This is a genomic window from Bradyrhizobium sp. 33ap4, from assembly GCF_032654765.1.
Classification (GTDB): Bacteria; Pseudomonadota; Alphaproteobacteria; order Rhizobiales; family Xanthobacteraceae; genus Bradyrhizobium; species Bradyrhizobium australafricanum.
In genome coordinates this window covers 1-24,839 of sequence record NZ_JAUMTJ010000077.1, presented here as the reverse complement: position 1 = coordinate 24,839, position 24,839 = coordinate 1, and the positions used below count along the sequence as shown (strand labels likewise).

Genomic DNA, 24,839 nt, shown 5'->3' with positions numbered 1-24,839 from the left:
GGACTACGAATCCCGAGGGTTCCTCAAACGACACGGCGCTTCATGACCGCACATCAACGCAACCTTTCCGCATCGATCGATCCCGTGAAGCTCGACCGGCTCGCCGAAGTCGCGATCAAGGTCGGCCTGCAGCTGCAGCCGGGGCAGGATCTCCTGCTCACGGCGCCCGCCGGAGCGATGCCGCTGGTGCGGCGGGTGGTGGAGCATGCCTACAAGGCCGGTGCGGGTCTCGTGACGCCATTCTTCTCGGACGAGGAGCTTACGCTGGCGCGCTACCGCTACGCCAACGATGCGAGTTTCGATCGCGCCGCAAGCTGGCTCTATGAGGGCATGGCGAAGGCGTTCGGCGCCAACACCGCGCGGCTTGCGATCGTCGGCGACAATCCGATGCTGCTGTCGGGCGAAGACCCGGTCAAGGTGGCGCGCGCCAGCAAGGCCAATTCGATCGCCTACCAGCCGGCACTGGAGAAGATCGTCAATTTCGACACCAACTGGAACATCATCGCCTATCCGAGCACGTCCTGGGCCAAGCAGGTGTTCCCCGACGATGCCGAGGACGTCGCGGTGGCCAAGCTTGCCGATGCGATCTTCTCCGCCTCCCGCGTCGATCAGGATGGCGCCGTCGCCGCCTGGGCACAGCACAATGCGAAGCTCCGCGAGCGCACCGAATGGCTGAACGGCCAGCGCTTCCACGCGCTGAAATATTCCGGACCCGGCATGGACCTCACGATCGGCCTCGCCGACGGTCATGAATGGGAGGGCGGTGCGTCGACTGCCAAGAACGGCATCGTCTGCAATGCCAACATCCCGACCGAGGAAGTCTTCACCACCCCGCACTGCCGCCGCGTCAGCGGCCACGTCGTCAGCTCCAAGCCGCTGTCCTATCAGGGCACGCTGATCGACAATATCTCGGTCAAGTTCGAGGAAGGCCGCATCGTCGAGGCCAAGGCCTCGCGCGGCGAGGAAGTGCTGAAGAAGGTGCTCGACACCGACGAGGGCGCGCGCCGCCTCGGCGAGGTCGCGCTGGTGCCGCATTCCTCACCGATCTCGAAGAGCGGGCTGCTGTTCTTCAACACGCTGTTCGACGAGAACGCCGCCTCGCACATCGCGCTCGGCCAGTGCTACTCGAAATGCTTCGTTAATGGCGACAAGCTGACGCCGCAGCAGATCGCCGAGCTGGGCGGCAACAAGAGCCTGATCCATATCGACTGGATGATCGGCTCCGCCCACACCGATATCGACGGCATCCATGCCGACGGTCGCAGCGTGCCGGTGTTCCGCAAGGGCGAGTGGGCGTAAGGGGGCCGACGCTCTTCACCTCGCCCCGCGTGCGGGGAGAGGTCGGATCGCATCTTCAGATGCGATCCGGGTGAGGGGGCGCCTCCGCGAATGCAGCTGTCACCGAATATGTGGAGAGGCCCCTCACCCCAACCCTCTCCCCGTAAGAACGGGGCGAGGGAGCGCAATCCCGTCGCCGTCGCTACCGACCCAATCTCATCGCGCTCTACTGAAACCTCCGCCCCCGCGCGGCGAGCAGGTCGCCGCGTGGCGCGCTGAAGCGGCAGGTCTCGTGCTGCGGCCGGAAGCCGAGCCGGCGATAGATCTTCAGCGCGGGAGCGTTGCGGCTCGAGACGTTGAGCCAGCACGGGTGCTCGACCGATACGTCGTGTGCGGCCAGCACGCGATAAACCAGCAGCTGGCCGAGCCCGCGTCCCTGCCGCACCGGGTCGACGGCGACCGACTCGATCCACATCGAGTTCCGCTCCAGTTCAGTCAGGCAGAAGCCCGACATCTGTCCATCCTCCGACGCGATCCAGACTTCGCTCTCGGTCAGGACCTGCGCCATCTCTTCCCGCGAGTACAGGCGGAAGGCGGCGTCCGACGCATAGGCGGCGTTATGGATGCGCGCGACCTCGCCCGCGCAGGCGGTGACGTCGCTGACCTGCTCGATGGTGGCGCGCGCGGCCGCGAGCGTGCGCGCCGGCTGCAACGGCTCGACGCACTTCATCCCGATCTCGGACTCGACATGAACAAAGCCGAAGGCGGCCACGAAGGCCATTCCGGCCGGCCAGTCGCTGCTCACCAGCGTCTGAACGGTGAGATCGGCGTCGGCGTCGATCGCAAGCACCTCGTCGAACAGCGCGAGGCCAATCCGGCGGCGGCGCATCTCGGGCGCCACGACGATCTTGAGGAATCGGGTGTGATGCGCGCCCTGGTCGCGCAACGACGACTCGGCGAGGCCGACGAGCACGCCATCGCGCTCGGCTACGCGAAAGTCGCGCCCGCCGCGGTTCTGCGGCAGCTTCAGGAACTGGTCCCATTGCGGCAGCGTGACAGGGCCTAGCCGCGGTTCCACCGCGGCTGCCTTTGCGTAAAGTTCGACCACCGCTTCCGCATCAGCCTCTCGAAGCGGCCGGATGGTGATGCCGTCATCCATGAGTCGAGAGCTTACCCGATATCGAGCCGATAGACATCCTTTGCCGTCTTCAAGAACAACGCCGTCTTTTCGGCTTCGCTATATTGTGATGCAAGCCGTTTAAAGGTGTTGAAGATGACCTGGTAGCTGCATTGCCCCTTATCAGGTGGGAAGTTGCTCTCGAACATGCAACGGTCCGGACCGAACGCCTCGATGCAGGTCTCGACATAAGGCCGCCAGGCGGCAGCAAGTTCCTCCGACGAGGGCGGCCTGGGGCGGAGGTGGAAGTCGTAGCCGAGCAGGCACATCGCCAGCCCGCCGAGCTTGACCACGACGTTCGGGCATTTGGCGATCTCCTGGATCGACGCCTGCCAGACCGGAAAGGTCTCCGTGCGCTTGCCGGCGAAACGGCCGGTGCCGACCGGCCCGCCGCAATGATCGAGCACGATCCGAGTGTCGGGGAAGGTGCGGGCGAGGTCGGTCAGCTCGCCGATCTGCGGGTGGAACAACCAGGCATCGAAGCTGAGGCCGAGCGGTGCCAGGCAGGCGAACCCCCTACGAAAGGTGGAGTCCAGCAGAATGCCCTTCGGACGGTTCGCGTACATATGCGCGACGTTGGGGTCTTCATCCCAGGCCGACGAGTGGCGGATGCCGCGGAACCGGCCGTTGCCGGCGGCAATCTGCGCCTCCAGCACCGCCTTGGCCTGATCGCCGATCAGAAGGTTAACGTGGCTGACGATGCCGGCGCAGATCGCCGCCTTGCCGTAGCCGCCGCTCGCCGCCATCGCCGCGACGCCGTTGGCGAACTCGACCTCGCCGACCGGACGGAACGCCTCCGGACCATCGGCGCGGTACATCGACCGGCAATCGACATAGACGGTGGCCACGATGTTGTGGCCGGACGCGATGTCGTCGCGCATCTCCTCGATCAGATAGCGCAAGCCCCCGCGGTCCCAGAGATGGTGATGCGGATCGACGATCGGACGGGCCGGATCGATGATCTCCTCGGTGTATTGGGCGAGCCAGTCTTCGCGCGGATTGGCATAGAGCCCGCTGGCGGAGGCGGGCAGAGTGCTGGCCATGGATGATGCTCCCTGTTCTTGCTCTTGTCGGCCGCCGATACGATGTCGGCTTTGGGGAGGATAACGAGCCGCGCAGGAGCGCGTCAAACCGGGCCTCTGCCTGAGGAGGCATGCGTACGTCTGCGCGTGCCGGTCACCCCGACCGTATTGCCGGTCGCGACCATGTCATCGACTGAGCTTGCCTCGCCGACGCCGGCGTTGCCTGCTCGGCGCGCCAGGTGATGATGACCGAGGCGATGACAAGAAGCGCTCCAAACAACATCGTGACGGAAAACGGCTCGCCCAGAATCAGCGTGCCGAGCAGCACGGCGATGATCGGGTTGACGAAGATGTAGGTCGAGACCATGAACGTCGACACATTGTCGAGCAGCCAGCGAAATGCCGTGAAGCCGATGACGCTGCCGGCGATGGCGAGATAGATCACGGCCGCGAGCGAGGGCGCCGAAACGTCGCGCGGCGAGAAGCCTTCCAGTTCACCGGACGCAAGACTGATTGCAAACAGGACCGCGCCGCCGATCGACAGTTGCATGCCTGACGACAATGTTGGCGAACCATGATCCGAAGTCCGACGCGACAGCACCGTGCCCATCGCCCAGGAGAACGCCGCAGCGAGCAGCAGCAGAATGGGAAGGATACTGAAATGGCCCTGTTCGGCCGATTGCCAGCCCACGATTGCCACACCAGCAAGGCCGGGCAGCAATGCGGCCAGCGTCATGGTCGCGGGACGCCGGGTTTGCGGATACAGGAAATCGATGAGCAACACCCAGAACGGGATCGTAGCCAGCATGATCGCGGCGATGCCGGACGGAACCGATTGCTGGGCATAAGCGAGAACACCATGGCAGCCGACGAAGAACAGCACGCCGCAGAGTGCTGCGGTCAGCCAGTTCCACCGCGAAACGCGCGTGACGTCAGCCCCGTTCAGCGCGATCAGGATCAGGCCGCCGCCAAGCGAGCGAAGGCCCATCAGCAGGAACGGCGGGATCGACTTCAAGCCGAGCGCGATCGCGAAGTAGGTGGAACCCCAAAGCAGATAGATGGCGGCGAACGCGCCGACAATCAAAAGGCGCTTGGGCATACGGGGCTCCCGAGCTAGATTCTAACCCCTTAATAGGTTATCAAATCCAACCCATTAAGGGGTTATGCGTTCCAGAGGAGTTGCTGGACCATGCCGCGCGTTCCTTCGCCTGAGGCGTCGTCCCGGGAAGAGCTCAGCATCAAGTTCGTCAATACCGTCGCATGGCGTCTCCGCGACCTGGTTGAGGATCGGATCGCGACTTCGGATTCCATTCTGAAATGGCTGGTCGATGCCGAACTGGCGGATCGCCGGATCGCCGCGCAGCTCAGGGCGCGATGGAAAACCTCACCGCACGAGGCCGATGCCTTTCTGAATGCGGCGCATGGTCTGCGCGAGGCGCTCTACAGGATCTTTATCGCCCGCATCGGAGGCGGCCGGATCGATCCGACGGCGCTGGCCGATATCAACCGATACCTTGAAGCCGCGTTGGGCGGTGTTGCGCTCGCACCTGTCGGCGACACCCTGCGGTGGCTGCCGACAGCCGGGAAAGTTGCGCCCGAGACGCTGCTCAAGCCGATCGCATGGTCGGCGGTGAGCCTTCTGACCGGGCCCCGTGCGCTGAGGGTGAAGCAGTGCCAGGATGAGCGGGGTTGCGGTTGGTTGTTCGTTGACGAGAGCCGTACTCAGAACCGGCGGTGGTGCTCGATGGGCGATTGCGGCAATCTTGCCAAATCGCGGCGGCACTACCGGCGCAGCCAGGCGGCGGAGGAATGAGTGCGTTGAGCCTCACACCCCGTCGAGGATGATCACCGTCGGCGTCGCCGGCAGAGTGTCGCGTGAAATCCGCAAAGTGCGCTCGCCGCCGCGGCGATCGATCTCGAACTGCTGGCCGATCAGGCGCATGAACTCGTCGAGCGGGGTAGCGAAGCGGTGCATCGGCAGCACGACGGCGGCGCGCAATCGCCTGGTGATTTCGGAGATGCCGTCGAGCGACATCGTATAGGTGCCGTCGATCGGCACCATCACGATGTCGAGCCGGCCGATCGCGGCGAAATGGCTGTCGTCGAGTTTGACGTGGAGGTGGCCGAGATGGCCGATGCAGAGGCCGGCGACCTCGAAGATGAAGATCGAATTGCCGTCCTTGATCATCTCGCCGCCGGGGTCTTCGCCCCAGTAGCGGCGAATGTCGGTGGTGACGTTGCGGATATAGACGTCGCCGATGCGCATCGCGTAATGCGCGGCCTGGCCGTTCTCGCCCCAGCCATGCAGCACGTGGGGAATCTTGGGGTCGGGAAACAGCGTGTAATGGGTCGCGTGGGCCCGGTTCATGGTCGCGACGTCGGGCAGCCGCCCGGTCCGATAGACGCCGTTATAGTCGGTCGCGATCCGGATGCCGCCGGGCGTGTCGATATAGTAGGTCGAATGGCCGGCATAGGTGATCGCGACTTCGTCGGACTTGGTCGCAGTCTTGTCCGCGGTCTTGGCCGCGAGGCGGCGGTAGCTCACGGGGACGGCGCGCGGCGGCGCATTTGCCATCGCCAGGCATTCGCTGCGCTGGGCGTCCTGCGCGAAGGCGTGACCGGTCAATGATCCCAGCAAGACGAGCGCGGCGAGCAATCTCAGCATGACCTGTTCCGTCTGCGGCGGCATCCGCGGACGGAAGAGTAGCGCGCATTTGGCGCGCCGTCATGATGAGGCCCGTGCATCGCTCCATGGCGCGGGTTGCAACACGAGCCGGGCGATTATTGCGTCGGGACACGCTAGGATGCCGCGCAAACGATCGAGATCAGGGAGTTCTGCGTGACTGATACCGTCTCTTCGCAGCGCGCGCCTTCGACCAAACGGCTCGAGCCATTGCGCCATGTCGATGCCGGTGTGCTCAACATCGTTTATTACGAAGCGGGCCCCTCCATTGGGCCGGCCGTGCTGCTGATGCATGGCTTCCCCTACGACATCCATTCCTATGTGGACGTCGCGCCCATGCTGGCGGCGCAAGGCTGTCGGGTCATCGTGCCCTATCTGCGCGGCTACGGACCGACGGCGTTCCGCGACAAGGCGACGCCGCGCTCGGGCGAGCAGGCGGCGGTCGGCGCCGACTTGATCGCGCTGATGGACGCGCTCGGCATCGCGCGCGCGGTGTTCGCCGGCTATGACTGGGGCGGCCGCGCCGCATCGATCGGTGCGGCGCTGTGGCCGGAACGATGTATCGGACTCGTCTGCACCAACGGCTACATGATCCAGGACATCGCTCATGCGATGGTGCCGGCGCCGCCTGATCGCGAGGTGCCGCTTTGGTATCAGTACTACTTCCAGCTCGAGCGGGGGCGGGCGGGGCTCGCCGCCAACCGGCGCGGCATCGCCAAAATCCTGTGGTCGCAATGGTCGCCGAGCTGGGCGTTCGACGACGCCTGCTTCGAGCGGACCGCGGTTGCGTTCGACAATCCTGATTATGTCGACGTCGTGATCCACAGTTATCGGCACCGTTACGGCGTTGTCGACGGGGATCCGCAATATGCGGATTTGCAGCGGCGGCTCGACACATTGCCTGTCATCAGGGTCCCCGCCATCTCGCTCGACGGCGCCGACGACGGCGTGACGTTCGCGACCGACGGCAGTCGCACCGCGGCAAAGTACACCGGCCGCCTTGCCCATCGCCTGATTCCGCATGCCGGCCACAATCTGCCGCAGGAAGCGCCCGAGGCGTTTGCCGCGGCGGTGATCGAGGTGATGAAGGCTAGCGCCGCGGGCTGATCTTCCAGGCGATGACAAGCGTCAGCAGCGTCAGAATGCCGCTGACCAGCGCGGCCGTCGGGATTGTCAGGGCCAACGCCGCGGTTGCGGCCCAGCCGATCGAGGAGAAGGCTTCCGCGAAGGTGGCGATACGGGAGGAGGTTTGGCGCCGGCGGAACTGGCTGCGCTTGGCCTGCGCGCGGAACCAGAGCTGGACCGCGGCGGCGGATCCGGTCGCGATGAGGATCGCGATCGCCGTGACCGCGGCCTGCCCTGGCGAGGCAAACGCCAGCGCGGCCACCAGCGGGGCGAAGATAACGGCGATTGCGATCAGGACCACCTCGACCTTGGCGCGGGTCACGCGTGACGGCGGCAGCGGCGCGGTCGCCACCAGATCGGGCGCGTCCTCGCCGGAGATGGTCAGCCAGGCGAGCCCGCCGGCGAGCTGGCCTGCGGCCATTACGATGACGGGCGTAATCAGCACGATCGCGGTCGACGTGCCGGAGAAGCTGCGCCACAGCATCAGCGCCGGCGGCAACAGATAGAGCATCTGCATCAGGGTCTGCGACAGCAGCCACGGATCGCGACGCAGCAGCAAGAATTCCTTGCGCCGCAGCGCCTGCTGCCGCGAGCCCGCCCGGAACGCGCGGGCGCGTCCCCGCGTCACCGCAGCTGGATTGGCGGCGACGCTGGCGACCGTATCGGCAAACCGCGGTGCGAATATCGCCATCACGCCGCCGAGCATCACCAGCGCCGCGGCGAGCAGCAGCAGCATGATTTCGAGGTCGCCGAGCGATGCCCGCGCCGGCCACCACAGCAGGCTGTCGGGGGCGGGGGCAACTCGCGCCGCGGTTTCCGAGGTCAGAAAGGCAAAGCGCGACAGCGTGCCGTAGGACAGCACGGCCACGACCTGCAGCGCGATGACGAAGCCGGCGCCGATCACGGCGGAGACGACCTGCGCTACCAGCCGCGTCCGGCTCGGCCCGATCAGGCGGAACAGGAACGCGGTGACGGCGATCGCGGCGGCTGCCGCCGACAGCCCGATCGCAAGGACGACGCCGAAGCCGGCGAGCCAGCGCGGGCCGCCGAGATAGATCAGCACGTCGATGAACGGCGTCGACAGCAACAGCGCCATGCTGCTCACCGTCAGCGCGATCGCGGCGATCCGGATCGAGAAGATGTTGGTGAGTTTTGCCGGCGACGACATGATCAGATCGAGATCGGCGCGGGCATAGAACACGCGCGTCACCGACTCGATCGCCTGCGAGAGCATCAGCGCCCAGGCCAGGAAGATCGTCGCGGTCAGCACGATCAGCGACGACGGGTCGAGCGGAAACCGCAAGTCGGAATAGCGGTTGACCACGGCATAAGCCGGCAGATGCAGGATCGCCGCGAAGACCAAGAGGCCGATCACGGCGCGATTGCGCCGGCGCCGGCCGCCGGTCATCATCGCCAGCCATTCGCGCCACGCCAGGCGGAATTCGTGGCGGACGAACCAGGTGAGGTGGGCGACCGAGCTCACGCGGCCGCCGCTTCGGTATCGACCAGCGCGATGAACATCTCCTCGAGGGTGGTGTCGTTGCGGCCGTTCTGCGCGCGCAGCTCGGCCAGCGTGCCCTCGGCGATCAGCCTGCCGGCCGCGATCACGCCGATCCGGTCGGCCATCCGCTCGGCGACTTCGAGAATGTGGGTCGTCATGATCACGGTGCAGCCGGCGCGGACGCGCTCCTGCAGCAGTCCCTTGACGTGACGCGCCGACAGCGCGTCGAGGCCGGTCAGCGGTTCGTCGAGAATGATCAGGCGGGGATCGTGCACCAGCGCGCCGGCCAGCGCCACCTTCTGGCGCATGCCCTTGGAGAAGCCTTCGCAGCGCTCGTTGAGATGCGGCTCGAGCCCGAGCGACACCAAAAGATCGCGCGCCGAGCTCTCCGACGTGCGCGGATCGATGCCCCACAGGCCGGCGACGAATTCGAGATATTCCAGCGGCGTCAGCTTGTCGTAAATCATCGGCTCGTCGGACACCCAGGCCATGATCTGCTTGGCGGCGACCGGATCGGCCAGCGCGTCGATGCCGAGGATCGACACCGAGCCGGCATCGGGCCGCAATAGCCCCGCCACCATGCGCAGCGTCGTGGTCTTGCCGGCGCCGTTCGGTCCGAGCAGCGCATAGAACTCACCGACACGGATCGTGAGATCGAGCGCGTCGACCGCCGGGCGGTCAAAACGCTTGGTTAACCCTCGCACGGCGAGTGCGGACAGTTCAGGTGTCATGGCGGGGTGGCGATCCGGAATTTCGCTCGTCGGTTGCGCAAAGCTTGGACAAAAACCGTTTCGGTGCAGTGAATCGCACGGGGCAAATCAAAGGTGATATCCGTATTAGTCCGTGCTGCGGCAAATCTCCGCAAATGTGATGATACAGCGACAACAGCGGTTTGTTGACAGGGATCGGGCCTTTTGGCTCAATCGGGGCGGACATAGGCGGCTTTCGGCGCTCCAGACACAAGGGCGTGAAGGCGGGATGCAACGAGCGATCGGATAAGAATCGCCGGGCATCGGGGAGGGAACGATGCTGGACTTTGTTCAGCAGCTCGTCAGCGGCATCGCGCTCGGCTGCGTTTACGGCCTGATCGCGCTCGGCTTCGTGCTGGTCTACAAGGCAACCGAGGTCGTCAACTTCGCGCAAGGCGATTTGATGATGCTGGGCGGTTTTTTCGCCTTCACCTTCATCGGCATGCTCGGGCTGAATTACTGGGTCGGGTTCGCCGGCGCGGTGATCTGCATGGCGCTGTTCGGCATGCTGGCCGAGCGGCTCGTGGTGCGGCCGATCCTCGGCTACCCGCAATTCTCCATCATCATGGCGACGATCGGGCTCGGCTATTTCCTGCGCTCGGTCTCCGGCATGATCTGGGGCACCGACGACTTCAAGATCGAGACGCCGTTCAGCCAGGGCGTGCTTCGGATCGGCAGCCTGGTGCTCGCCTACGACAAGCTGTCGGTGATCGCGGCGACCATCATCCTGTGCGCGCTGCTCTATCTGTTCTTCAACCGGACCACGCTCGGCACCGCGATGCGCGCCAGCTCCGAGAACATGCTGGCTGCCTACTACATGGGCATTCCGGTCAAGCGGGTGGTCTCGATCGTCTGGGCGATCTCGGCCGCGGTCGCGACCTGCGCCGGCGTGTTGCTGGCGCCGATCACCTTCATCCATTCCAATGTCGGCCTGGTGCTGGGGCTGAAGGCGTTTCCGGCCGCGGTGCTCGGCGGCTTCGGCTCGATCCCGGGCGCCGTGGTCGGCGGCGTCCTGATCGGCGTGATCGAGAGCATGGCCGGCTTCTATCTGCCGCAGGGATGGAAGGACGTCGCGCCCTACATCGTGCTGCTCGCGGTGCTGCTGCTCAAGCCCGAGGGCCTGTTCGGCCTTCACGTCCGGAAGAAAGTCTGAGGAGCAACGGATGCGGTTTCTCTTCAAGACCGATTACGAAGACGACATCAAGCTGTTCCCGCATTCGGGCTACATCTATTCCTACGGCCTGTTGCTGGCGGTGTTGCTGATCGCGCCTTACGTGCTCTCAAGCTATCTGATGAGCCAGCTGGTCTTCGTCTGCATCTACGCGACCGTCGGCGTCGGGCTCTTGATCCTGACCGGCTTCACCGGACAGGCCTCGCTCGGCCATGCCGCGTTTCTTGCGATCGGCGCCTACACAGCGGCCTATCTGCAGCAGTTCAATGTGCCGTTTCCGGTCTACTTCCTCGCCGCGGGGTTGTTGACCGGCGTGGTCGGCGCGCTGGTCGGGTTTCCGGCGCTGCGGCTGCAGGGCATCTATCTGGTGATCGCGACGATCTCCTTTGCGTTCATCGTCGAGGAGATCCTGGCGCGCTGGGAAAGCGTCACCAACGGCAATGAGGGCATGCGGGTCAAGACCATGCAGCTGCTCGGCACGACGGTGTCGCGCGACGGCCCGACCTTCTATTACCTCTGCCTTGCGGTGCTGGTGCTGACCATCGTCGGCACGCTCAATCTGCTGCGCTCGCCGACCGGGCGCGCCTTCGTCGCGATCCGCGACAGCGAAACCGCGGCGCGCAGCATGGGCATCAATGTCGCACTCTACAAGGTGAAGTCGTTCGCGATCTCGGCGGCGATCACCGGCTTTGCCGGCGTGCTGTTCGCGCACAAGCTCTCCTTCATCTCGCCCGAGATGTTCACGCTGCAGCTTTCGATCGAGTTCATCATCGTGATCCTGATCGGCGGCACGTTCAGCCTGCACGGCGCGGTACTGGGCGCGATCTTCCTGGTCATGATCGATCCGCTCCTGACCTATCTGAAGGACGATATGCCGGGCGTGATCGGCGGCATTGCTGCGACCCTCGGCGCCGGCACCGAGCGCGCGGGCCATATCCAGGACGCGGTCGCAGCCTTCGCCTCCGCCAACGGACTGAAAGGCGCGATCTACGGCATCATCATCGTGCTGTTCGTGCTGTTTGAACCGCTCGGACTCTACGGCCGCTGGCTCAAGATCAAGCTCTTCTTCCAGCTGTTCCCGCTCTACAAGCGCGCCACCTTCAAGCGGCAGAAGATCTATGTGAAATCGGAGCGGAACAGATGAGCTATTTCCGCGCCGAGAACCTGTCGCTGCATTTCGGGGGCCTCAAGGCGGTCGATGCGGTCAGCTTCGCGGTCGAGAAGGGCGAGATCCTCTCGATCATCGGGCCCAACGGCGCCGGCAAGAGCTCGATCTTCAACCTGATCTCGCGGATCTATCCGCCGACCTCCGGCAAGATCTTCTTCGAGGATCAGGACATCACCCAGGAGCCGGCCTACGATATCGCGAAACTCGGCATCGCCCGCACCTTCCAGAACATCGAGCTGTTCGAGAACGCGACCGTGCTGAGCAATCTCCTGGTCGGCCGCCATCGCCATTCCACCACCCGGCTGTGGCAGGAACTGTTGTTCCTGCCGAGCGTTCGTGCCGGCGAGAAGGCGCATCGCCGCCGCGTCGAGCAGGTGATCGAGTTCCTCGACCTCGAGCCCTACCGCGACAAGCTGATCTCGGGACTGCCTTACGGCGTGCGCAAGGTGATCGAGCTGGCGCGGGCGCTGTGCTCGGAGCCGAAGCTGATCCTGCTCGACGAACCGTCCTCCGGCCTCAATGTCGAGGAGACCGACGACATGTCGTTCTGGATCCGCGACATGAAGAGCGAGCTCGGCATCACCGTGCTGATGGTCGAGCACGACATGACGCTGGTCAACCGCGTCTCCGACCGCGTCATCGCGCTGAACTACGGCCGCGTGCTGGCGATGGGCTCGCCGTCCGAGGTGCAGCACCATCCCGACGTCGTCGCAGCGTATCTCGGCGCATGAGGATGATGCCATGAGCACAGCGGACATCATCCTGAAACTCTCCAACATCGAAAGCTATTACGGGCCGATCATGGCGATCCGCGGCATCAGCCTCGAGGTGCCGCGCGGCCGGATCGTGACGCTGCTCGGCGCCAACGGCGCCGGCAAGACCACGGTCCTGAAGACGATCTCCGGCATCCTCGACCCGCAGAAGGGCTCGATCGAATTCCTCGGCAAGCCGATCCAGCGCATGGAGGCCGACCGGATCGTGAGGCTCGGGCTGAGCCACGTGCCGGAGGGGCGCGAGGTGTTTCCGTTCCTGTCGGTGCGCGAAAACCTGATGATGGGCGCCTATCTGCGCAAGGACCGCGACGGTGTGGCGCAGGACCTCGAGCGCGTCTACGGCTATTTTCCGCGGTTGAGGGAGCGGCTCGGCCAGCCGGCCGGGCAGCTTTCGGGCGGCGAGCAGCAGATGCTGGCGATCGGGCGGGCGCTGATGAACCGGCCGACGCTGCTGTTGCTCGATGAGCCGTCGCTCGGGCTGTCGCCGATCCTGGTGAAGGAGATCTTCACCATCATCCGCCGCGTCAATGAGGAGCAGGGCATGTCGATCCTGCTGGTCGAGCAGAATGCCAAGATCGCGCTGGAGACGGCGCATTACGGCTATGTGCTGGAGATCGGCCGCGTCGTCATGAACGACAGCTGCGAGCGGCTGATGAATTCACCCGATATCCAGGAGTTCTACCTCGGCGCCAAGGAAGCCGGTGCGCGCGGCGAGCGGCGCTGGAAAAAGAAGAAGACGTGGCGTTGAGAATGACTGGACGCTGGCAATGGCGCCGAGGAAGGTTTGGCACTGAACGAGAGTTGGAGCTAGATTTCAGGCCCGCTTCGCCAACAAGACCGGCAACACAAGCCGGCGCGTGAGACGGGCGGCAGAGGAGGGAGCGCGCATGGCCGGACCAGCGGTGCTGACGGTTGCCGACACGATCGCGAGGAGCTTTCTGCTCGCGGTTCAAACGCGTGGCGACAGGCCCGCGATCCGCGAGAAGAAGTTCGGCATCTGGCAACCGACCAGCTGGCGCGAATGGCTGCAGATCTCCAAGGACATCTCCTACGGCCTGCATGCCACAGGCTTCCGTCCCGGCGACGTTGGCTCGATCATCGCCAACGCGGTGCCGGAATGGGTCTACGCCGACATGGGCATCCTGTGCGCCGGCGGCGTCTCGTCCGGCATCTATCCGACCGATTCGGCCGCGCAGGTCGAATACCTCATCAATGATTCCCGCACGCGGGTGATCTTCGTCGAGGATGAGGAGCAGCTCGACAAGGTGCTGACCTGCCGGTCGCGCTGTCCGACGCTGGAGAGGATCGTCGTGTTCGACATGGAGGGCCTCTCCGGCTTCTCCGATCCGATGGTGCTGTCGCTCGCGGAATTCACGTCGCTCGGCCGCAATCATGCCTGGGGCAATCCGGCGCTGTGGGACGAGATGACCGGCAGCCGCACCGCCTCCGATCTCGCGATCCTAGTTTACACCTCCGGCACCACGGGCCCGCCCAAGGGCGCGATGCACTCCAACCGCAGCGTGACGCACCAGATGCGCCACGCCAACGATCTCTACCCCTCGACCGACAGCGAGGAGCGGCTGGTGTTTCTGCCGCTCTGCCACGTCGCCGAGCGGGTCGGCGGCTATTACCTCTCGCTCGCCCTGGGATCGGTGATGAATTTCGCCGAGAGCCCGGAGACGGTGCCGGACAATCTTCGCGAGGTGCAGCCGACCGCATTCCTCGCGGTGCCCCGGATCTGGGAGAAGTTCTATTCCGGCATCACCATCGCGCTGAAGGATGCGACCCCGTTCCAGAACTGGATGTATGCCCGCGCGCTCGCGATCGGCAACCGGATGACCGAGTGTCGGCTGCAGGGCGAGACGCCGCCCTTGTCGCTGCGGCTCGCCAACCGCGCGGCCTATTGGCTGGTGTTCCGCAACATCCGCCGCATGCTCGGGCTCGACCGCTGCCGGATTGTGCTGACCGGCGCCGCGCCGATCTCGCCGGATCTGATCCGCTGGTATCTCGCGCTCGGCATCGACATGCGCGAGGTCTACGGCCAGACCGAGAATTGCGGCGTCGCGACCATGATGCCGGCGGATCGCATCAAGCTCGGCTCGGTCGGCAAGGCCGCGCCCTGGGGCGAGGTGATGATCTGCCCGAAGGGCGAGATCCTGATCAAGGGCGATTTCCTGTTCATGGGCTATCTCAACCAGCCGGAGAGGACCGCCGAGACGATCGACGCCAAAGGCTGGCTGCACACCGGCGACGTGGGGACGATCGACAATGAAGGCTATGTCAAGATCACCGACCGGATGAAGGACATCATCATCACCTCCGGCGGCAAGAACATCACGCCGTCCGAGATCGAGAACCAGCTCAAGTTCTCACCCTATGTCTCGGATGCGGTCGTGATCGGTGACAAGCGGCCGTATCTCACCTGCCTGATCATGATCGACCAGGAGAATGTCGAGAAATACGCCCAGGACCACGACATCCCCTTCACCAATTACGCGAGCCTGTGCCGCGCACGCGAAATCCAGGATCTGATCCAGCGCGAGGTCGAGGCGGTCAACGTCAAGTTCGCGCGCGTCGAGACCGTCAAGAAATTCTATCTGATCGAGCGCCAGCTCACGCCCGAGGACGAGGAGCTGACGCCGACCATGAAGCTGAAGCGCAGCTTCGTGAACAAGCGCTACGCGGCCGAGATCGCCGCCATGTATGGCGAACGCGCGGTAGCATAGCCGAGGAGAAAGAAATTGGCGAAGGAGCGAGCAGGCCCGACCCTTCGCTTAACATGGGCCATGTAAGGAGGAGACTGCAATGTCGAAATCGCTGAAGGCGCTGGGCCTTGCGGTGAGTGCGCTGGCGCTGACCTGTCTGCCGGCCGCAGCCCAGACCAAGGTCACCAATGAAGGCATCTCGCCGACCGAGATCGTGATCGGAACGCATCAGGACTTGTCCGGCCCGATCAAGGTCTGGGGCGTTCCGGTGTCCAACGGCATGAAGATGGCGGTTGAGGAGATCAACGCCGGCGGCGGCATCAACGGCCGCAAGATCAAGATGATCCTGGAGGACAACGGCTACGATCCGAAGAAGGCGGTGCTGGCCTCGCAGAAGATGGTCGAGCGCGACAAGGTGTTCGCGATGATCGGCCCGATGGGCTCGCCGACCGTGCTCGCCGCGCAGGACGTCCTGTTCGACGCCGGCGTGCTGCAGCTGTTCCCGCTGACGGCCGCCGAATTCACCTTCAAGTTCGATCCCGCCAAGCCGCAGGAGCGGCTGAAGTTCAACAACCTCCTGCCCTATGTCGAGAGCACGCGCGCCGCGCTCAAATACATGATGGAGTGGAAGAACTTCAAGAAGCCCTGCATCATGCATCAGGATGACGAGTACGGCAAAAACGTGCTCGACGGCTTCACCCAGCAGCTTGGCGCGATGAAGGTGCAGCCGGCCTCGGTCACGAGCTACAAGCGCGGCGCCTCCGACTTCTCGGCGCAGGTCGCCAAGATGAAGGCCGACGGCTGCGACCTCGTGGTGCTCGGCACCGTGATCCGCGAGACCATCGGCGCGATGAACGAGGCCAAGAAGCTCGGCTGGGATGTGACCTTCCTCGGCGCCACCCCGACCAACGTGCTCGAAGTGCCGGCGCTCGGCAAGGATGCCGTCGAAGGGCTCTATGCGGCCTCGGGCTTCGAGATTCCCTACGAGGACACGGCCAAGGGCAAGGTGAAGGACTGGCTGGTGAACTACAAGAAGATGTTCAACACCGACGCCAATACCCAGGCGATCATCGGCTACAACGCGGTGATGACCTTTGCCTTCTACGCGCAGAAGGCGGGCAAGGATCTCTCCGGCCAGAAGATGCTGGACTCGCTGGAGTCAGGCGACAAGTTCCTCGACATCTTCAGCTCGCCGCCGACCAAGTTCTCCAAGACGGATCATCTCGCCAACACCATCACCCAGGTGCAGCAGGTCAAGGGCGGTCGCTGGGTGCTGGTGAAGGATAATCTGATGTTCTGACGGGCAGTCGCTCATCTGGATTCACTCGTCATTGCGAGGAGCGAAGCGACGAAGCAATCCATCTTTCCGCGGAGGGATGGATTGCTTCGCTTCGCTCGCAATGATGGAAAGTATGTCTGGCCGGCTCTTAGTTCGTACGCGCCGCCGGCCGCCAAGCGGCCTCGGCGACGAGCGGGGCATCGACATAGCGGCTGACGCCGTGCTGGTCGATCACGAAGGTCGGCCGAAAACTCCTGATGTCGCTGTCCTCGATCATCGCCATGCGGCGGTTGTCGAGCGTCAGCCAGCGGCCGTCGAGCCGCGCGGCGAGCACCGCATGGTCTTCGCCGCCGACGAGGTCATGCAGGACGACGATCCGCAGATCTTCCGGCGCCACGCCGGCCTTGCGCAGCGCCACGAGTTTCGCGATCGCATAGTCCTCGCAGTCGCCGCTGCCGCGGGCGAAGGTGGCGAGCGGCGTCGCCCAGACGTCGGGCTCGCCATAGGCCGCAAGATCGCTGCCCGGACGGATCGCAAGGTTGATCGCGCGGTTGATCTCGCCGAGCCGGGCGCGACCCTGACGCGCCCGTCCGGCATCGACGATCGCCAGGAATCGCAGCGCCGCCGGCGACGCGCAGCCGGCGCGGTCGCTCTCGCAGGCTGCCAGTTGCTCCAATTCGTCGGCGAGCTGGCGCTGCACGCCGAGCCATTTGTCGTGCAGGCCACCGTCGGCAAGCAGGCTGGTCGTCAGGCCGAACGGCTCGGTCGATTTTCTGATCAGCGTCGCCGGACCGGGCGAAAGCAGCGAAGCGGCATTGAGCTCGGCAACCGGCGCGGCCAGGGCCAGGCCGAAGCCCAGCATGACGGCGCGCAGCGCAAGCGGGCGAAGCGAGAATCTCATCCGACACCCCCTGTCCGCTCTTCGGCGGGTGGAAATTGCACCGCGCACGCGATCGGATCGTTTCATGCCGGGCAGCATGGCGAACGATCCCTTCGAATCGACTTAAGATGTGGGGAATCAGGGGAAGAGGCTAAAGGGCGCCTGCTTGGGGTCCCGAAAACTTTACCGGTTTGTGAAAGGAAGCGGCGAACCTTTTTCCACTGCTTTGCAACTCATCCTTGCCCTCTGGTTAACCCGGCCGGTCCGCGCACGGGACTGCTGTGATTTGTAAGCTAAGTCACAGCTTTGGCCGGGAAATTGGGGTCAAATGCCCGCTCTGGGCTAAGGGGAAATAGAGGCAAGTACAGAAATGCCAATCAATACCACGAATACGTGGCTCAGTACGTATCTTGGCTTGAATCCCACCTTATGGTACCGTCAAACGAATCCGAACTACACGGCTCTTCACAGCGTGAGCCAAGTCACATCCAGTCAAACCGCACAACAGGGCCACCTTGCGCAAGCACAGAGTGGTTTCGCCAAGCTTTATCCGATGATATGCAGGCATAATCGTTCGGATATTTTAACAATATTAACTCTCGTGCGGTGATCCGCAGTGAACTTTGTCGAGAAATTCGACGGCCTGTTGCCGAACACGGACGCTTATGCCCGTGGATACGTGCACGTCGACAGCGTTTCCACGCATGCTCCGCCCGGCGCGATCATCGTCGACGACGGGCAATTGCTGTTCACCGGCGACTTCAAGCGGGCCGGGCTCGACCTCGTCATCGCGAAGGACGATCGGGAACTCGTCCTGCACGACTATTTCAAGGGCGAGAAGCGCGCGCCGCTGGCGTCGCCTGACGGCGCGCATCTCACCGGCGATCTCGTCAGCGCACTCACCGGCTATACTCAATATGCCCAGGCCGGCGGCGCGGCGGAGCCGGCCAAGGTCATCGGCCATGTCACCAAGCTGATCGGGAACGCGACGGCCATCCGCAACGGCGTCGCGATCGTCCTGAACCAGGGCGATAACGTCAACAAGGGTGACGTGGTGCAATCCGGCGGCGACTCGACGCTCGGCATCACCTTCATCGACGGCACCGTGTTCGGTCTCGGCCCGAACGCCAAGATGGTGCTGAACGAAATGATCTACGACCCGAACGGGTCGAGCAATACGTCGCTGATGAGTCTGGTCTCGGGCACGATCTCCTTCGTGGCCGGCGCGACCGCCAAGCACGGCGACATGAAGGTCGATACGCCGGTCGCGACCATGGGCATCCGCGGCACCGCGGTGCTGGTCGAGATCGATTTCGACGTGCAGGGCACCGGCGGCGTGCCGCCGGCCAAATTCCAGGTGCTGGTCGAGCCCGATGGCAGCACCGGCTCCTACATCCTGTTCGACAAGACGACGCTCAATCCGATCGCGACCGTCGATCAGGCCGGCACCCAGACCATTGTCAACGGCCAGGGCAGCGTCAGCTTCGTCTCGTCGGCGCAACTGTCGACCGATGCGCAGAAGCTGATCTCCGACGTCTTTGCGCTGAAGTTCACGGACAACAACAATCCCAACACCAAGCTCACCACCAACTTCACGGACAGCGTCGTCCCGGTCTCGAGCAGCTTCAAGCTCACCAGCAGCGACAGTGGCGCGCCGATCATCATTCTGCTGACCTTCGTCAACACGACCGGCCCTCAGGCCGGCGGCGTTCCCAACAGCAGGATCGAGCACATCCCGGGGCCGCCGCAGGTCGTGACCCAGGACGCGGCGTTTACCGAGCGGCTGGGGCTGACCCAAAGCGGGCTGTTCGACACCGCGACGGGCCAGATCAAATGGCTGGACCTCAATGTCGGTGACATACCGAGTGCGAAGGTCGACTATTCCGCGTTCAGCTACCGGGACGCCAACGGCAGCGACGTGACCTCATCGCTGACGGCAGCGCAGCTTGCGGCCATCAAGACCGTCGAGATCCCGTTGCTGCTCGAGCCCGATCCGAACAACAAGAATGCCGGTTCGGCGACCTGGACCTACAACCTTGCCGACAGCGCGTTCGACTTCCTGGCTGCCGGAGAAACGCTGACGCTGGCCTATGTCGCGCGCGTCGATAACAATTTCGCACCGAACAACGAGACCACGTTCAAGACCTTCACGATCACGATCACCGGCACCAACGACTCCCCGGTGGTGACGTCCTCGGCGCAGGCCGGTTCGATCACCGAACTCCCAGCAACGAGGAATTCCGCCCAGCCTGATACGGCGCACGGCACGCTGACATTTACCGATGCGGATCTGACCGACACGCATACGGTCACCATCACCGGCGTCACCGAGGCCGGCGTCACCACCGGACTTGCCAGCCATGCCACCGTGCTGAGCTGGCTGTCGTTGGGCGCGCTGACGGATTCGACCGATGGCGTGACGGGATTGCGCTCCTGGACGTTCTCGGCCGCCGACAGGAGCTTCGACTATCTCGCCACCGGCGAGACGCTGACGCTGACCTACACGGTCGAGATCGACGACCATCAGGGCGGCGTCGTCACGCTGCCGGTCACCATCACGATCGTCGGCACCGACGACAGGCCGGTGATCACCTCGCCGACCCAGGCGGCCGCCATCACTGAAGCCGAGGAGACGACCGGCTCGGTCGTGCCGGATACCGCATCCGGTACCGTGACCTTCGTCGATGTCGATCTCAGCGACACCCACAGCGTCACCGTTGCCGGCGTCACCGAAACGGGCGTGACCACGGGGCTTCCCGATCAGGCGACGATACTGGGCTGGATGTCGCTCGGCACGCTGACGGATTCGACCGGCGGCGTAACCGGATCGCGCGCCTGGACTTTCTCGGCCGCCGACAGGAATTTCGACTATCTCGCTGTCGGCGAGACGTTGACGCTGACTTACCTGATCCAGGTCGACGACCACCACGGCGGTGTCGTCACCCAGCCCGTCACCATCACCATCACTGGCACCAACGACGTGCCGACGTTCACGTCGGAGCCGCCGACCGCCACGGTCCCCGAGATGATCGGCGAGACCGGATCGATCAAGCTCGACGTGGCCCAGGGCGCGGTGACATTTGCCGACGTCGATCTCGGCGACACCCACATCGTGTCCATCACCGGCGTCGCGGAATCCGGAACGACCACAGGCCTGCCTGAGGACGAGTCCACGATTCTGAACTGGCTCTCGCTGGGGACGCTGACCGATTCGACCGGCGGGGTCGCCGGATCCCAGGCCTGGACCTTCTCGGCCGCCGACCGCAATTTCGATTATCTTGCCGACGGTGAGACACTGACGCTGACCTATACGGTCGAGGTCAATGACCATCATGGCGGCGTGATCAGCCAACCGGTGACGATCACGATTACCGGCAGCAATGACGCGCCGATCGTCACGTCGGCGCCTCAGGCGGCCATCATCCCCGAACAACCCGATACGACCGGTTCATCGACGCTGGACAGCGCATCCGGCACCGTGACCTTCACCGATGTGGATCTCAGCGACACCCACACCATGACCATCACCGGCGTCGCCGAATCCGGGGCGACCACGGGCCTGCCCGACGAGGCCACGATCCTGAACTGGCTGTCGCTGGGGACGTTGACGGACGCGACCGGCGGTTCAACCGGATCGTCGACCTGGACGTTCTCGGCCGCGGACCAGAATTTCGACTATCTCGCCCTCGGCGAGACGCTGACGCTGACCTACACGATCCAGATCGACGACCACCATGGCGGCGTCGTCAACGAGCCCGTGACGATCACGATCAACGGCGCCAACGACGCGCCGACACTCGCCGACGTCAATGCCGGCACGCTCACCGATACCGCCGATAACGACACGTTCGGCACGCTGACCGGCACGCTCCATGGCAACGACGTCGACCATGGCGAAACCGCGACGCTGACTTATGCCGCGCTCAATTCGGACCACACTGCGGTCACGCAGATCGCGGGCCTCTACGGCTCGCTGACCGTCAACCCGGACGGCACCTACAGCTATGTTCCCGATGCTGCCGCGATCAACGCGTTGGGCAGGGGCACCTATGCCGACACGTTCGATGTGGAGACGATCGACGCGCATGGCGCCGTCGGGACCGCGAAGCTGACGATCGACGTGATCGGCGCCAACGACGCGCCCGTGATCCACACCGACAGCGTCAGTATCACCGAACATCCCAACGGGACCGAGACGATCTCCGGCCTGACCGTGACGGACGCCGATGCGACGGCCGACGAGACCTTCACCATGGCCGCGGCGACGACGCCCGGTGCGGGCAGCAGCGTTGCACCTTCGTCGCAGGAGGGGCTTCTCTCCAGCATCAACACCGCGCTTGGATCGTCGGGTCTCGTTTACAACCCCGGCCAGACAGCTCCAGCGACCGACACGATCGCGCTCTCCGTGACCGATGGCCATGGCGCAACCGATACGGTCAACCTGATCTTCAACGTCCAACAGGATCGGCCCGAGCCCGTGATTCTGACCGGGACCAGCGACAAGGACGTGTTTTTCGGGTCGGGTTACCAGGACAAGTTCGTGTTTGCGCCGAACTTCAACCACGACACGATCCTGAACTTCACGCCAGGCGAGGACCAGATCGATCTGTCCACGGTCGTCTCGGCAAGCACCTTCAGTAGCTGGTTCGATCAGCATGTTGCGATATCGCCGACCAGTTCGGCGGATACGCTGATCACGATCGACAGCGCAGACACGATCACATTGCACAATGTCGCGAAGGCGAGCCTGTCCCAGAACGACTTCATTATTCATTTTGCGTGACGGGCGCGCGGCCGTGCCGCCGGGGGGGTGGCCCGGCTGATTGTGCACTGCGCATGCTTGCTCGATTGGAACAATTCTGCGCGCGTGATATCCAGATGGCATGAAACGGCTGAAGGCGATACGCAGGTGGTTCGCACGGCGCTTCGGCTATGCGCGGCTGGTCTGCGTGGCGCTGTTGATCGGCATTGCTGCGCTGCGGATCGTGGATCCGGCTCCAGTCCAGGAGCTTCGCGTCAGGACGTTTGACACATTCCAGGCGCTGCAACCGCGCCAGAAGACGGCGCGGCCCGTCACCATTGTCGACATCGATGAAAAGAGCCTCGCCGATCCCCGGCTCGGACAGTGGCCGTGGCCGCGGACCCGGCTCGCCGACATCGTCACCAATCTCACCCGGCTCGGCGCCGTGGTGATCGCGTTCGACGCGGTGTTCTCCGAGCCGGATCGTCTCAATCCCGATATCGCCGCCGATACGTTCAGCAGCCTCGATGAGGAGATGCGCGCCAGGCTGCGGCAGCTGCCGAGCAACGACAGCATCATGGCCGAAGCCATCAAGAACTCGCGGGTGGTGCTCGGCGAATCCGGCGGGCCCAACGTGCGCGCCGACCTCAACGAAAAGCTTCCGGTCACCGGACTTGCGATGCTCGGTGAGGAGCCGCAGCCTTTCATGTACATGTTCCCGGGGTTGCTGCGCAACGTGCCGGTGCTCGAGGAGGCGGCTGCCGGGCGCGGCCTGTTCACGATCAGGCCGGAGCGCGACGGCATCGTCAGGCGCGTGCCGATGATCATGGTGGCGCAGGGCATCACCATGCCGTCGCTGAGCTTCGAGATGCTGCGGGTGGCGAGCGGCTCCGGCACGATCCTGATCAAGGCCGACAAGGCCGGTATCAAGAGCCTGGGTCTCAAGGGCTTTGCGATCCCGACCGATCTCCACGGCCAACTCTGGATCCACTACGCCCGTCGCGATCCCTCGATCTATGTCTCGGCGGTCGATGTGCTGGACGGGCGCGTCTCACCGGACCGAATTGCCGGCAAGCTGATCGTGATCGGCACCTCAGCAACCGGGCTGAACGACATCAAGACGACGCCGGTGACGCCGGCGATGCCCGGTGTCGAGGTTCACGCCCAGGTGCTGGAGAGCGCGCTGACCGGCGATGTCGTTTCGCAGCCGAATTACGGCATCGGCATCGAGTTCTTCGCCGCGCTGATCATGGGGCTCCTTGTCATCGCCTTCGCGCCGAAGTTCGGTCCGATCACGTTGGTCGCCGTCGGCGGAATGTTTGCCTCGGTGCTGATCGGTACCTCCTGGTATTTCTATTCCCAGCACCGGCTGCTGATCGACTTCACCTATCCGCTGATGTCGACCACGGCGATCTATCTCACGCTGATCTTCTCCGCCTTCGTGCGCGAGCAGCAGCAGCGTCGACAGATCAGGTCGCAATTCGTGCAGTACATGTCGCCCGCGCTGGTCGAGCAGCTGGCACAGTCGCCGGAGCGGCTGGTGCTCGGCGGCGAGGAACGCGAGATGACCATCATGTTCTCGGACATGCGCGGTTTCACCTCGATCTCGGAAACCTACAAGAGCAATCCGCAGGGCCTTACGGCGCTGATGAACCGCTTCCTTACTCCGCTTTCCAACGCGATCCTCGCCCGCAAGGGAACCATCGACAAATATATGGGTGACGCCATCATGGCGTTCTGGAACGCGCCGCTCGATGACAAGCAGCACCAGCTCAACGCCTGCGATGCGGCGCTCGACATGCTGGAGCGTGTCGATGACCTCAATCGGGAGCGCGAGCAGGAGGCGAAGGACGGCGGCCACGTCTATGTGCCGCTCAACATCGGCGTCGGCCTCAACACCGGCTCCTGCGTGGTCGGCAATATGGGCTCCGATGTGCGCTTCGACTATTCGGTGTTCGGCGACAGCGTCAATCTGGCCTCGCGGCTCGAGGGACAGTCCAAGGAGTACGGCTTCCCGATCATCGTGGGATCGAAGACTGCGCTTGCGGTGAAGGAGAAGTTTGCGATCCTCGAGCTCGATTTCATCATGGTCAAGGGCAAGAAGGAGCCCGAGGTGATCTACGCGATTGCCGGCCGCGAGGATGTCGCGAGCTCCGGCCGCTTCCAGCGGCTGCGCAACCTGACCATCGAGATGCTCGCCTGCTACCGCGGCCGCGATTGGGACGGCGCGCTCGCCGCGATCGAACGCGGCCGCAAGACCGACGACGCGCAGACGCTGCAATATCTCTACCGCCTCTATGAGGCGCGCATCCACGCCTTCCAAAAGGAGCCGCCGCCCGACGACTGGAACGGCGCATTCGCGTTGACGACGAAATAGACGCCGCAAGCCCGCTGTCGTCCCGGCGAAGGCCGGGACCCATAACCACGAATGGTCGTTGACGGAAGATCGTCTCGCCGCGTGCCCATTGCGGCGGCCGCGGCGTATGGGTCCCGGCTCCCGTGCGCAATTGCGCACTAGGTGGTGTGGACACTTATCGCAGCCATAGGACGATGGCAGCGAGAGTGACGACGGCCCGGTAATTCCGGG

General features: G+C 64.2%; 18 protein-coding genes. 11 read left to right on the top strand and 7 right to left on the bottom strand.

Features of this window, described 5'->3' with window-relative positions; genetic code table 11:
• The first annotated feature begins 42 nt into the window (after positions 1-42).
• Positions 43-1,299, top strand: coding sequence for an aminopeptidase (locus tag Q2M23_RS38320; protein WP_076832644.1), 1,257 nt, complete (start codon positions 43-45; stop codon positions 1,297-1,299).
• Between the two features lie 205 nt (positions 1,300-1,504).
• Here Q2M23_RS38320 and Q2M23_RS38315 read toward each other — a convergent pair whose 3' ends face one another.
• The 3 genes from Q2M23_RS38315 to Q2M23_RS38305 form a co-directional block, all read right to left on the bottom strand.
• Positions 1,505-2,437 (bottom strand): GNAT family N-acetyltransferase, encoded by a 933-nt coding sequence (locus Q2M23_RS38315; protein WP_076832641.1) that lies wholly within the window; start codon positions 2,435-2,437, stop codon positions 1,505-1,507.
• Between the two features lie 11 nt (positions 2,438-2,448).
• Positions 2,449-3,498: an amidohydrolase family protein gene (locus Q2M23_RS38310; RefSeq protein ID WP_229190251.1), complete on the bottom strand. Its 1,050-nt coding sequence runs from the start codon at positions 3,496-3,498 to the stop codon at positions 2,449-2,451.
• A gap of 133 nt (positions 3,499-3,631) precedes the next feature.
• On the bottom strand, positions 3,632-4,576 hold the full coding sequence (locus tag Q2M23_RS38305; RefSeq protein WP_316398816.1) for an EamA family transporter: 945 nt from the start codon (positions 4,574-4,576) through the stop codon (positions 3,632-3,634).
• 90 nt (positions 4,577-4,666) lie between these two features.
• Between Q2M23_RS38305 and Q2M23_RS38300 the strand changes: the two genes are divergently transcribed.
• A complete protein-coding gene (locus tag Q2M23_RS38300; RefSeq protein WP_057020096.1) occupies positions 4,667-5,290 on the top strand; it encodes a CGNR zinc finger domain-containing protein in 624 nt (207 codons plus the stop codon).
• 12 nt (positions 5,291-5,302) lie between these two features.
• Here the strand turns inward: Q2M23_RS38300 and Q2M23_RS38295 are convergent, their stop codons facing one another.
• A complete protein-coding gene (locus Q2M23_RS38295) occupies positions 5,303-6,142 on the bottom strand; it encodes an MBL fold metallo-hydrolase (protein ID WP_316398815.1) in 840 nt (279 codons plus the stop codon).
• Positions 6,143-6,316: 174 nt separating this feature from the next.
• Here Q2M23_RS38295 and Q2M23_RS38290 point away from each other — a divergent pair, with 174 nt between their 5' ends.
• Positions 6,317-7,267, top strand: coding sequence for an alpha/beta hydrolase (locus Q2M23_RS38290; protein ID WP_316398814.1), 951 nt, complete (start codon positions 6,317-6,319; stop codon positions 7,265-7,267).
• On the opposite strand, the gene Q2M23_RS38285 is transcribed toward Q2M23_RS38290, so the two are convergent.
• Together Q2M23_RS38285 and Q2M23_RS38280 are read right to left on the bottom strand one after the other, a co-directional pair.
• The gene (locus Q2M23_RS38285; protein WP_316398813.1) at positions 7,251-8,768 is read right to left on the bottom strand and encodes a permease; all 1,518 of its coding nucleotides are present in this window, start codon (positions 8,766-8,768) and stop codon (positions 7,251-7,253) included. The two genes, Q2M23_RS38290 and Q2M23_RS38285, sit on opposite strands and share 17 nt — an antisense overlap.
• Positions 8,765-9,517, bottom strand: a complete 753-nt coding sequence (locus Q2M23_RS38280) for an ABC transporter ATP-binding protein (protein ID WP_316398812.1) — start codon at positions 9,515-9,517, stop codon at positions 8,765-8,767. The genes Q2M23_RS38285 and Q2M23_RS38280 overlap by 4 nt, the downstream gene beginning before the upstream one ends.
• A 295-nt stretch (positions 9,518-9,812) precedes the next feature.
• Between Q2M23_RS38280 and Q2M23_RS38275 the strand changes: the two genes are divergently transcribed.
• The 6 genes from Q2M23_RS38275 to Q2M23_RS38250 all read left to right on the top strand — a co-directional run bounded on the left by Q2M23_RS38275 (position 9,813) and on the right by Q2M23_RS38250 (position 16,652).
• A complete protein-coding gene (locus tag Q2M23_RS38275; RefSeq protein ID WP_028336612.1) occupies positions 9,813-10,688 on the top strand; it encodes a branched-chain amino acid ABC transporter permease in 876 nt (291 codons plus the stop codon).
• 10 nt (positions 10,689-10,698) lie between these two features.
• A complete protein-coding gene (locus Q2M23_RS38270; protein WP_316398811.1) occupies positions 10,699-11,850 on the top strand; it encodes a branched-chain amino acid ABC transporter permease in 1,152 nt (383 codons plus the stop codon).
• Positions 11,847-12,605, top strand: a complete 759-nt coding sequence (locus Q2M23_RS38265) for an ABC transporter ATP-binding protein (protein WP_028336610.1) — start codon at positions 11,847-11,849, stop codon at positions 12,603-12,605. The genes Q2M23_RS38270 and Q2M23_RS38265 overlap by 4 nt, the downstream gene beginning before the upstream one ends.
• Before the next feature lie 10 nt (positions 12,606-12,615).
• Positions 12,616-13,395 (top strand): ABC transporter ATP-binding protein, encoded by a 780-nt coding sequence (locus Q2M23_RS38260; RefSeq protein ID WP_076832616.1) that lies wholly within the window; start codon positions 12,616-12,618, stop codon positions 13,393-13,395.
• A 139-nt stretch (positions 13,396-13,534) separates the two neighbouring features.
• Complete coding sequence (locus Q2M23_RS38255) at positions 13,535-15,373, top strand: AMP-dependent synthetase/ligase (RefSeq protein WP_316398810.1); 1,839 nt, start codon at positions 13,535-13,537, stop codon at positions 15,371-15,373.
• A gap of 79 nt (positions 15,374-15,452) precedes the next feature.
• Positions 15,453-16,652, top strand: a complete 1,200-nt coding sequence (locus Q2M23_RS38250) for an ABC transporter substrate-binding protein (RefSeq protein ID WP_253625139.1) — start codon at positions 15,453-15,455, stop codon at positions 16,650-16,652.
• A gap of 127 nt (positions 16,653-16,779) precedes the next feature.
• Here Q2M23_RS38250 and Q2M23_RS38245 read toward each other — a convergent pair whose 3' ends face one another.
• Positions 16,780-17,532, bottom strand: coding sequence for a transglutaminase-like cysteine peptidase (locus Q2M23_RS38245; RefSeq protein WP_316398809.1), 753 nt, complete (start codon positions 17,530-17,532; stop codon positions 16,780-16,782).
• Positions 17,533-18,127: 595 nt separating this feature from the next.
• Between Q2M23_RS38245 and Q2M23_RS38240 the strand changes: the two genes are divergently transcribed.
• Both Q2M23_RS38240 and Q2M23_RS38235 read left to right on the top strand, forming a co-directional pair.
• Positions 18,128-22,294, top strand: coding sequence for a VCBS domain-containing protein (locus Q2M23_RS38240; protein WP_316398808.1), 4,167 nt, complete (start codon positions 18,128-18,130; stop codon positions 22,292-22,294).
• Between the two features lie 100 nt (positions 22,295-22,394).
• On the top strand, positions 22,395-24,629 hold the full coding sequence (locus tag Q2M23_RS38235; protein ID WP_316398807.1) for an adenylate/guanylate cyclase domain-containing protein: 2,235 nt from the start codon (positions 22,395-22,397) through the stop codon (positions 24,627-24,629).
• The last annotated feature ends 210 nt before the right edge of the window (positions 24,630-24,839 follow it).

Bases quoted from the DNA above. Each gene is read 5' to 3' on its own strand.
- Q2M23_RS38305 (WP_316398816.1), bottom strand. From the start codon at position 4,576: ATGCCCAAGCGCCTTTTGATTGTCGGCGCGTTCGCCGCCATCTATCTG.
- Q2M23_RS38265 (WP_028336610.1), top strand. From the start codon at position 11,847: ATGAGCTATTTCCGCGCCGAGAACCTGTCGCTGCATTTCGGGGGCCTC.
- Q2M23_RS38275 (WP_028336612.1), top strand. From the start codon at position 9,813: ATGCTGGACTTTGTTCAGCAGCTCGTCAGCGGCATCGCGCTCGGCTGC.
- Q2M23_RS38310 (WP_229190251.1), bottom strand. From the start codon at position 3,498: ATGGCCAGCACTCTGCCCGCCTCCGCCAGCGGGCTCTATGCCAATCCG.
- Q2M23_RS38270 (WP_316398811.1), top strand. From the start codon at position 10,699: ATGCGGTTTCTCTTCAAGACCGATTACGAAGACGACATCAAGCTGTTC.
- Q2M23_RS38250 (WP_253625139.1), top strand. From the start codon at position 15,453: ATGTCGAAATCGCTGAAGGCGCTGGGCCTTGCGGTGAGTGCGCTGGCG.
- Q2M23_RS38235 (WP_316398807.1), top strand. From the start codon at position 22,395: ATGAAACGGCTGAAGGCGATACGCAGGTGGTTCGCACGGCGCTTCGGC.
- Q2M23_RS38300 (WP_057020096.1), top strand. From the start codon at position 4,667: ATGCCGCGCGTTCCTTCGCCTGAGGCGTCGTCCCGGGAAGAGCTCAGC.
- Q2M23_RS38255 (WP_316398810.1), top strand. From the start codon at position 13,535: ATGGCCGGACCAGCGGTGCTGACGGTTGCCGACACGATCGCGAGGAGC.
- Q2M23_RS38295 (WP_316398815.1), bottom strand. From the start codon at position 6,142: ATGCTGAGATTGCTCGCCGCGCTCGTCTTGCTGGGATCATTGACCGGT.
- Q2M23_RS38315 (WP_076832641.1), bottom strand. From the start codon at position 2,437: ATGGATGACGGCATCACCATCCGGCCGCTTCGAGAGGCTGATGCGGAA.
- Q2M23_RS38260 (WP_076832616.1), top strand. From the start codon at position 12,616: ATGAGCACAGCGGACATCATCCTGAAACTCTCCAACATCGAAAGCTAT.
- Q2M23_RS38245 (WP_316398809.1), bottom strand. From the start codon at position 17,532: ATGAGATTCTCGCTTCGCCCGCTTGCGCTGCGCGCCGTCATGCTGGGC.
- Q2M23_RS38320 (WP_076832644.1), top strand. From the start codon at position 43: ATGACCGCACATCAACGCAACCTTTCCGCATCGATCGATCCCGTGAAG.
- Q2M23_RS38280 (WP_316398812.1), bottom strand. From the start codon at position 9,517: ATGACACCTGAACTGTCCGCACTCGCCGTGCGAGGGTTAACCAAGCGT.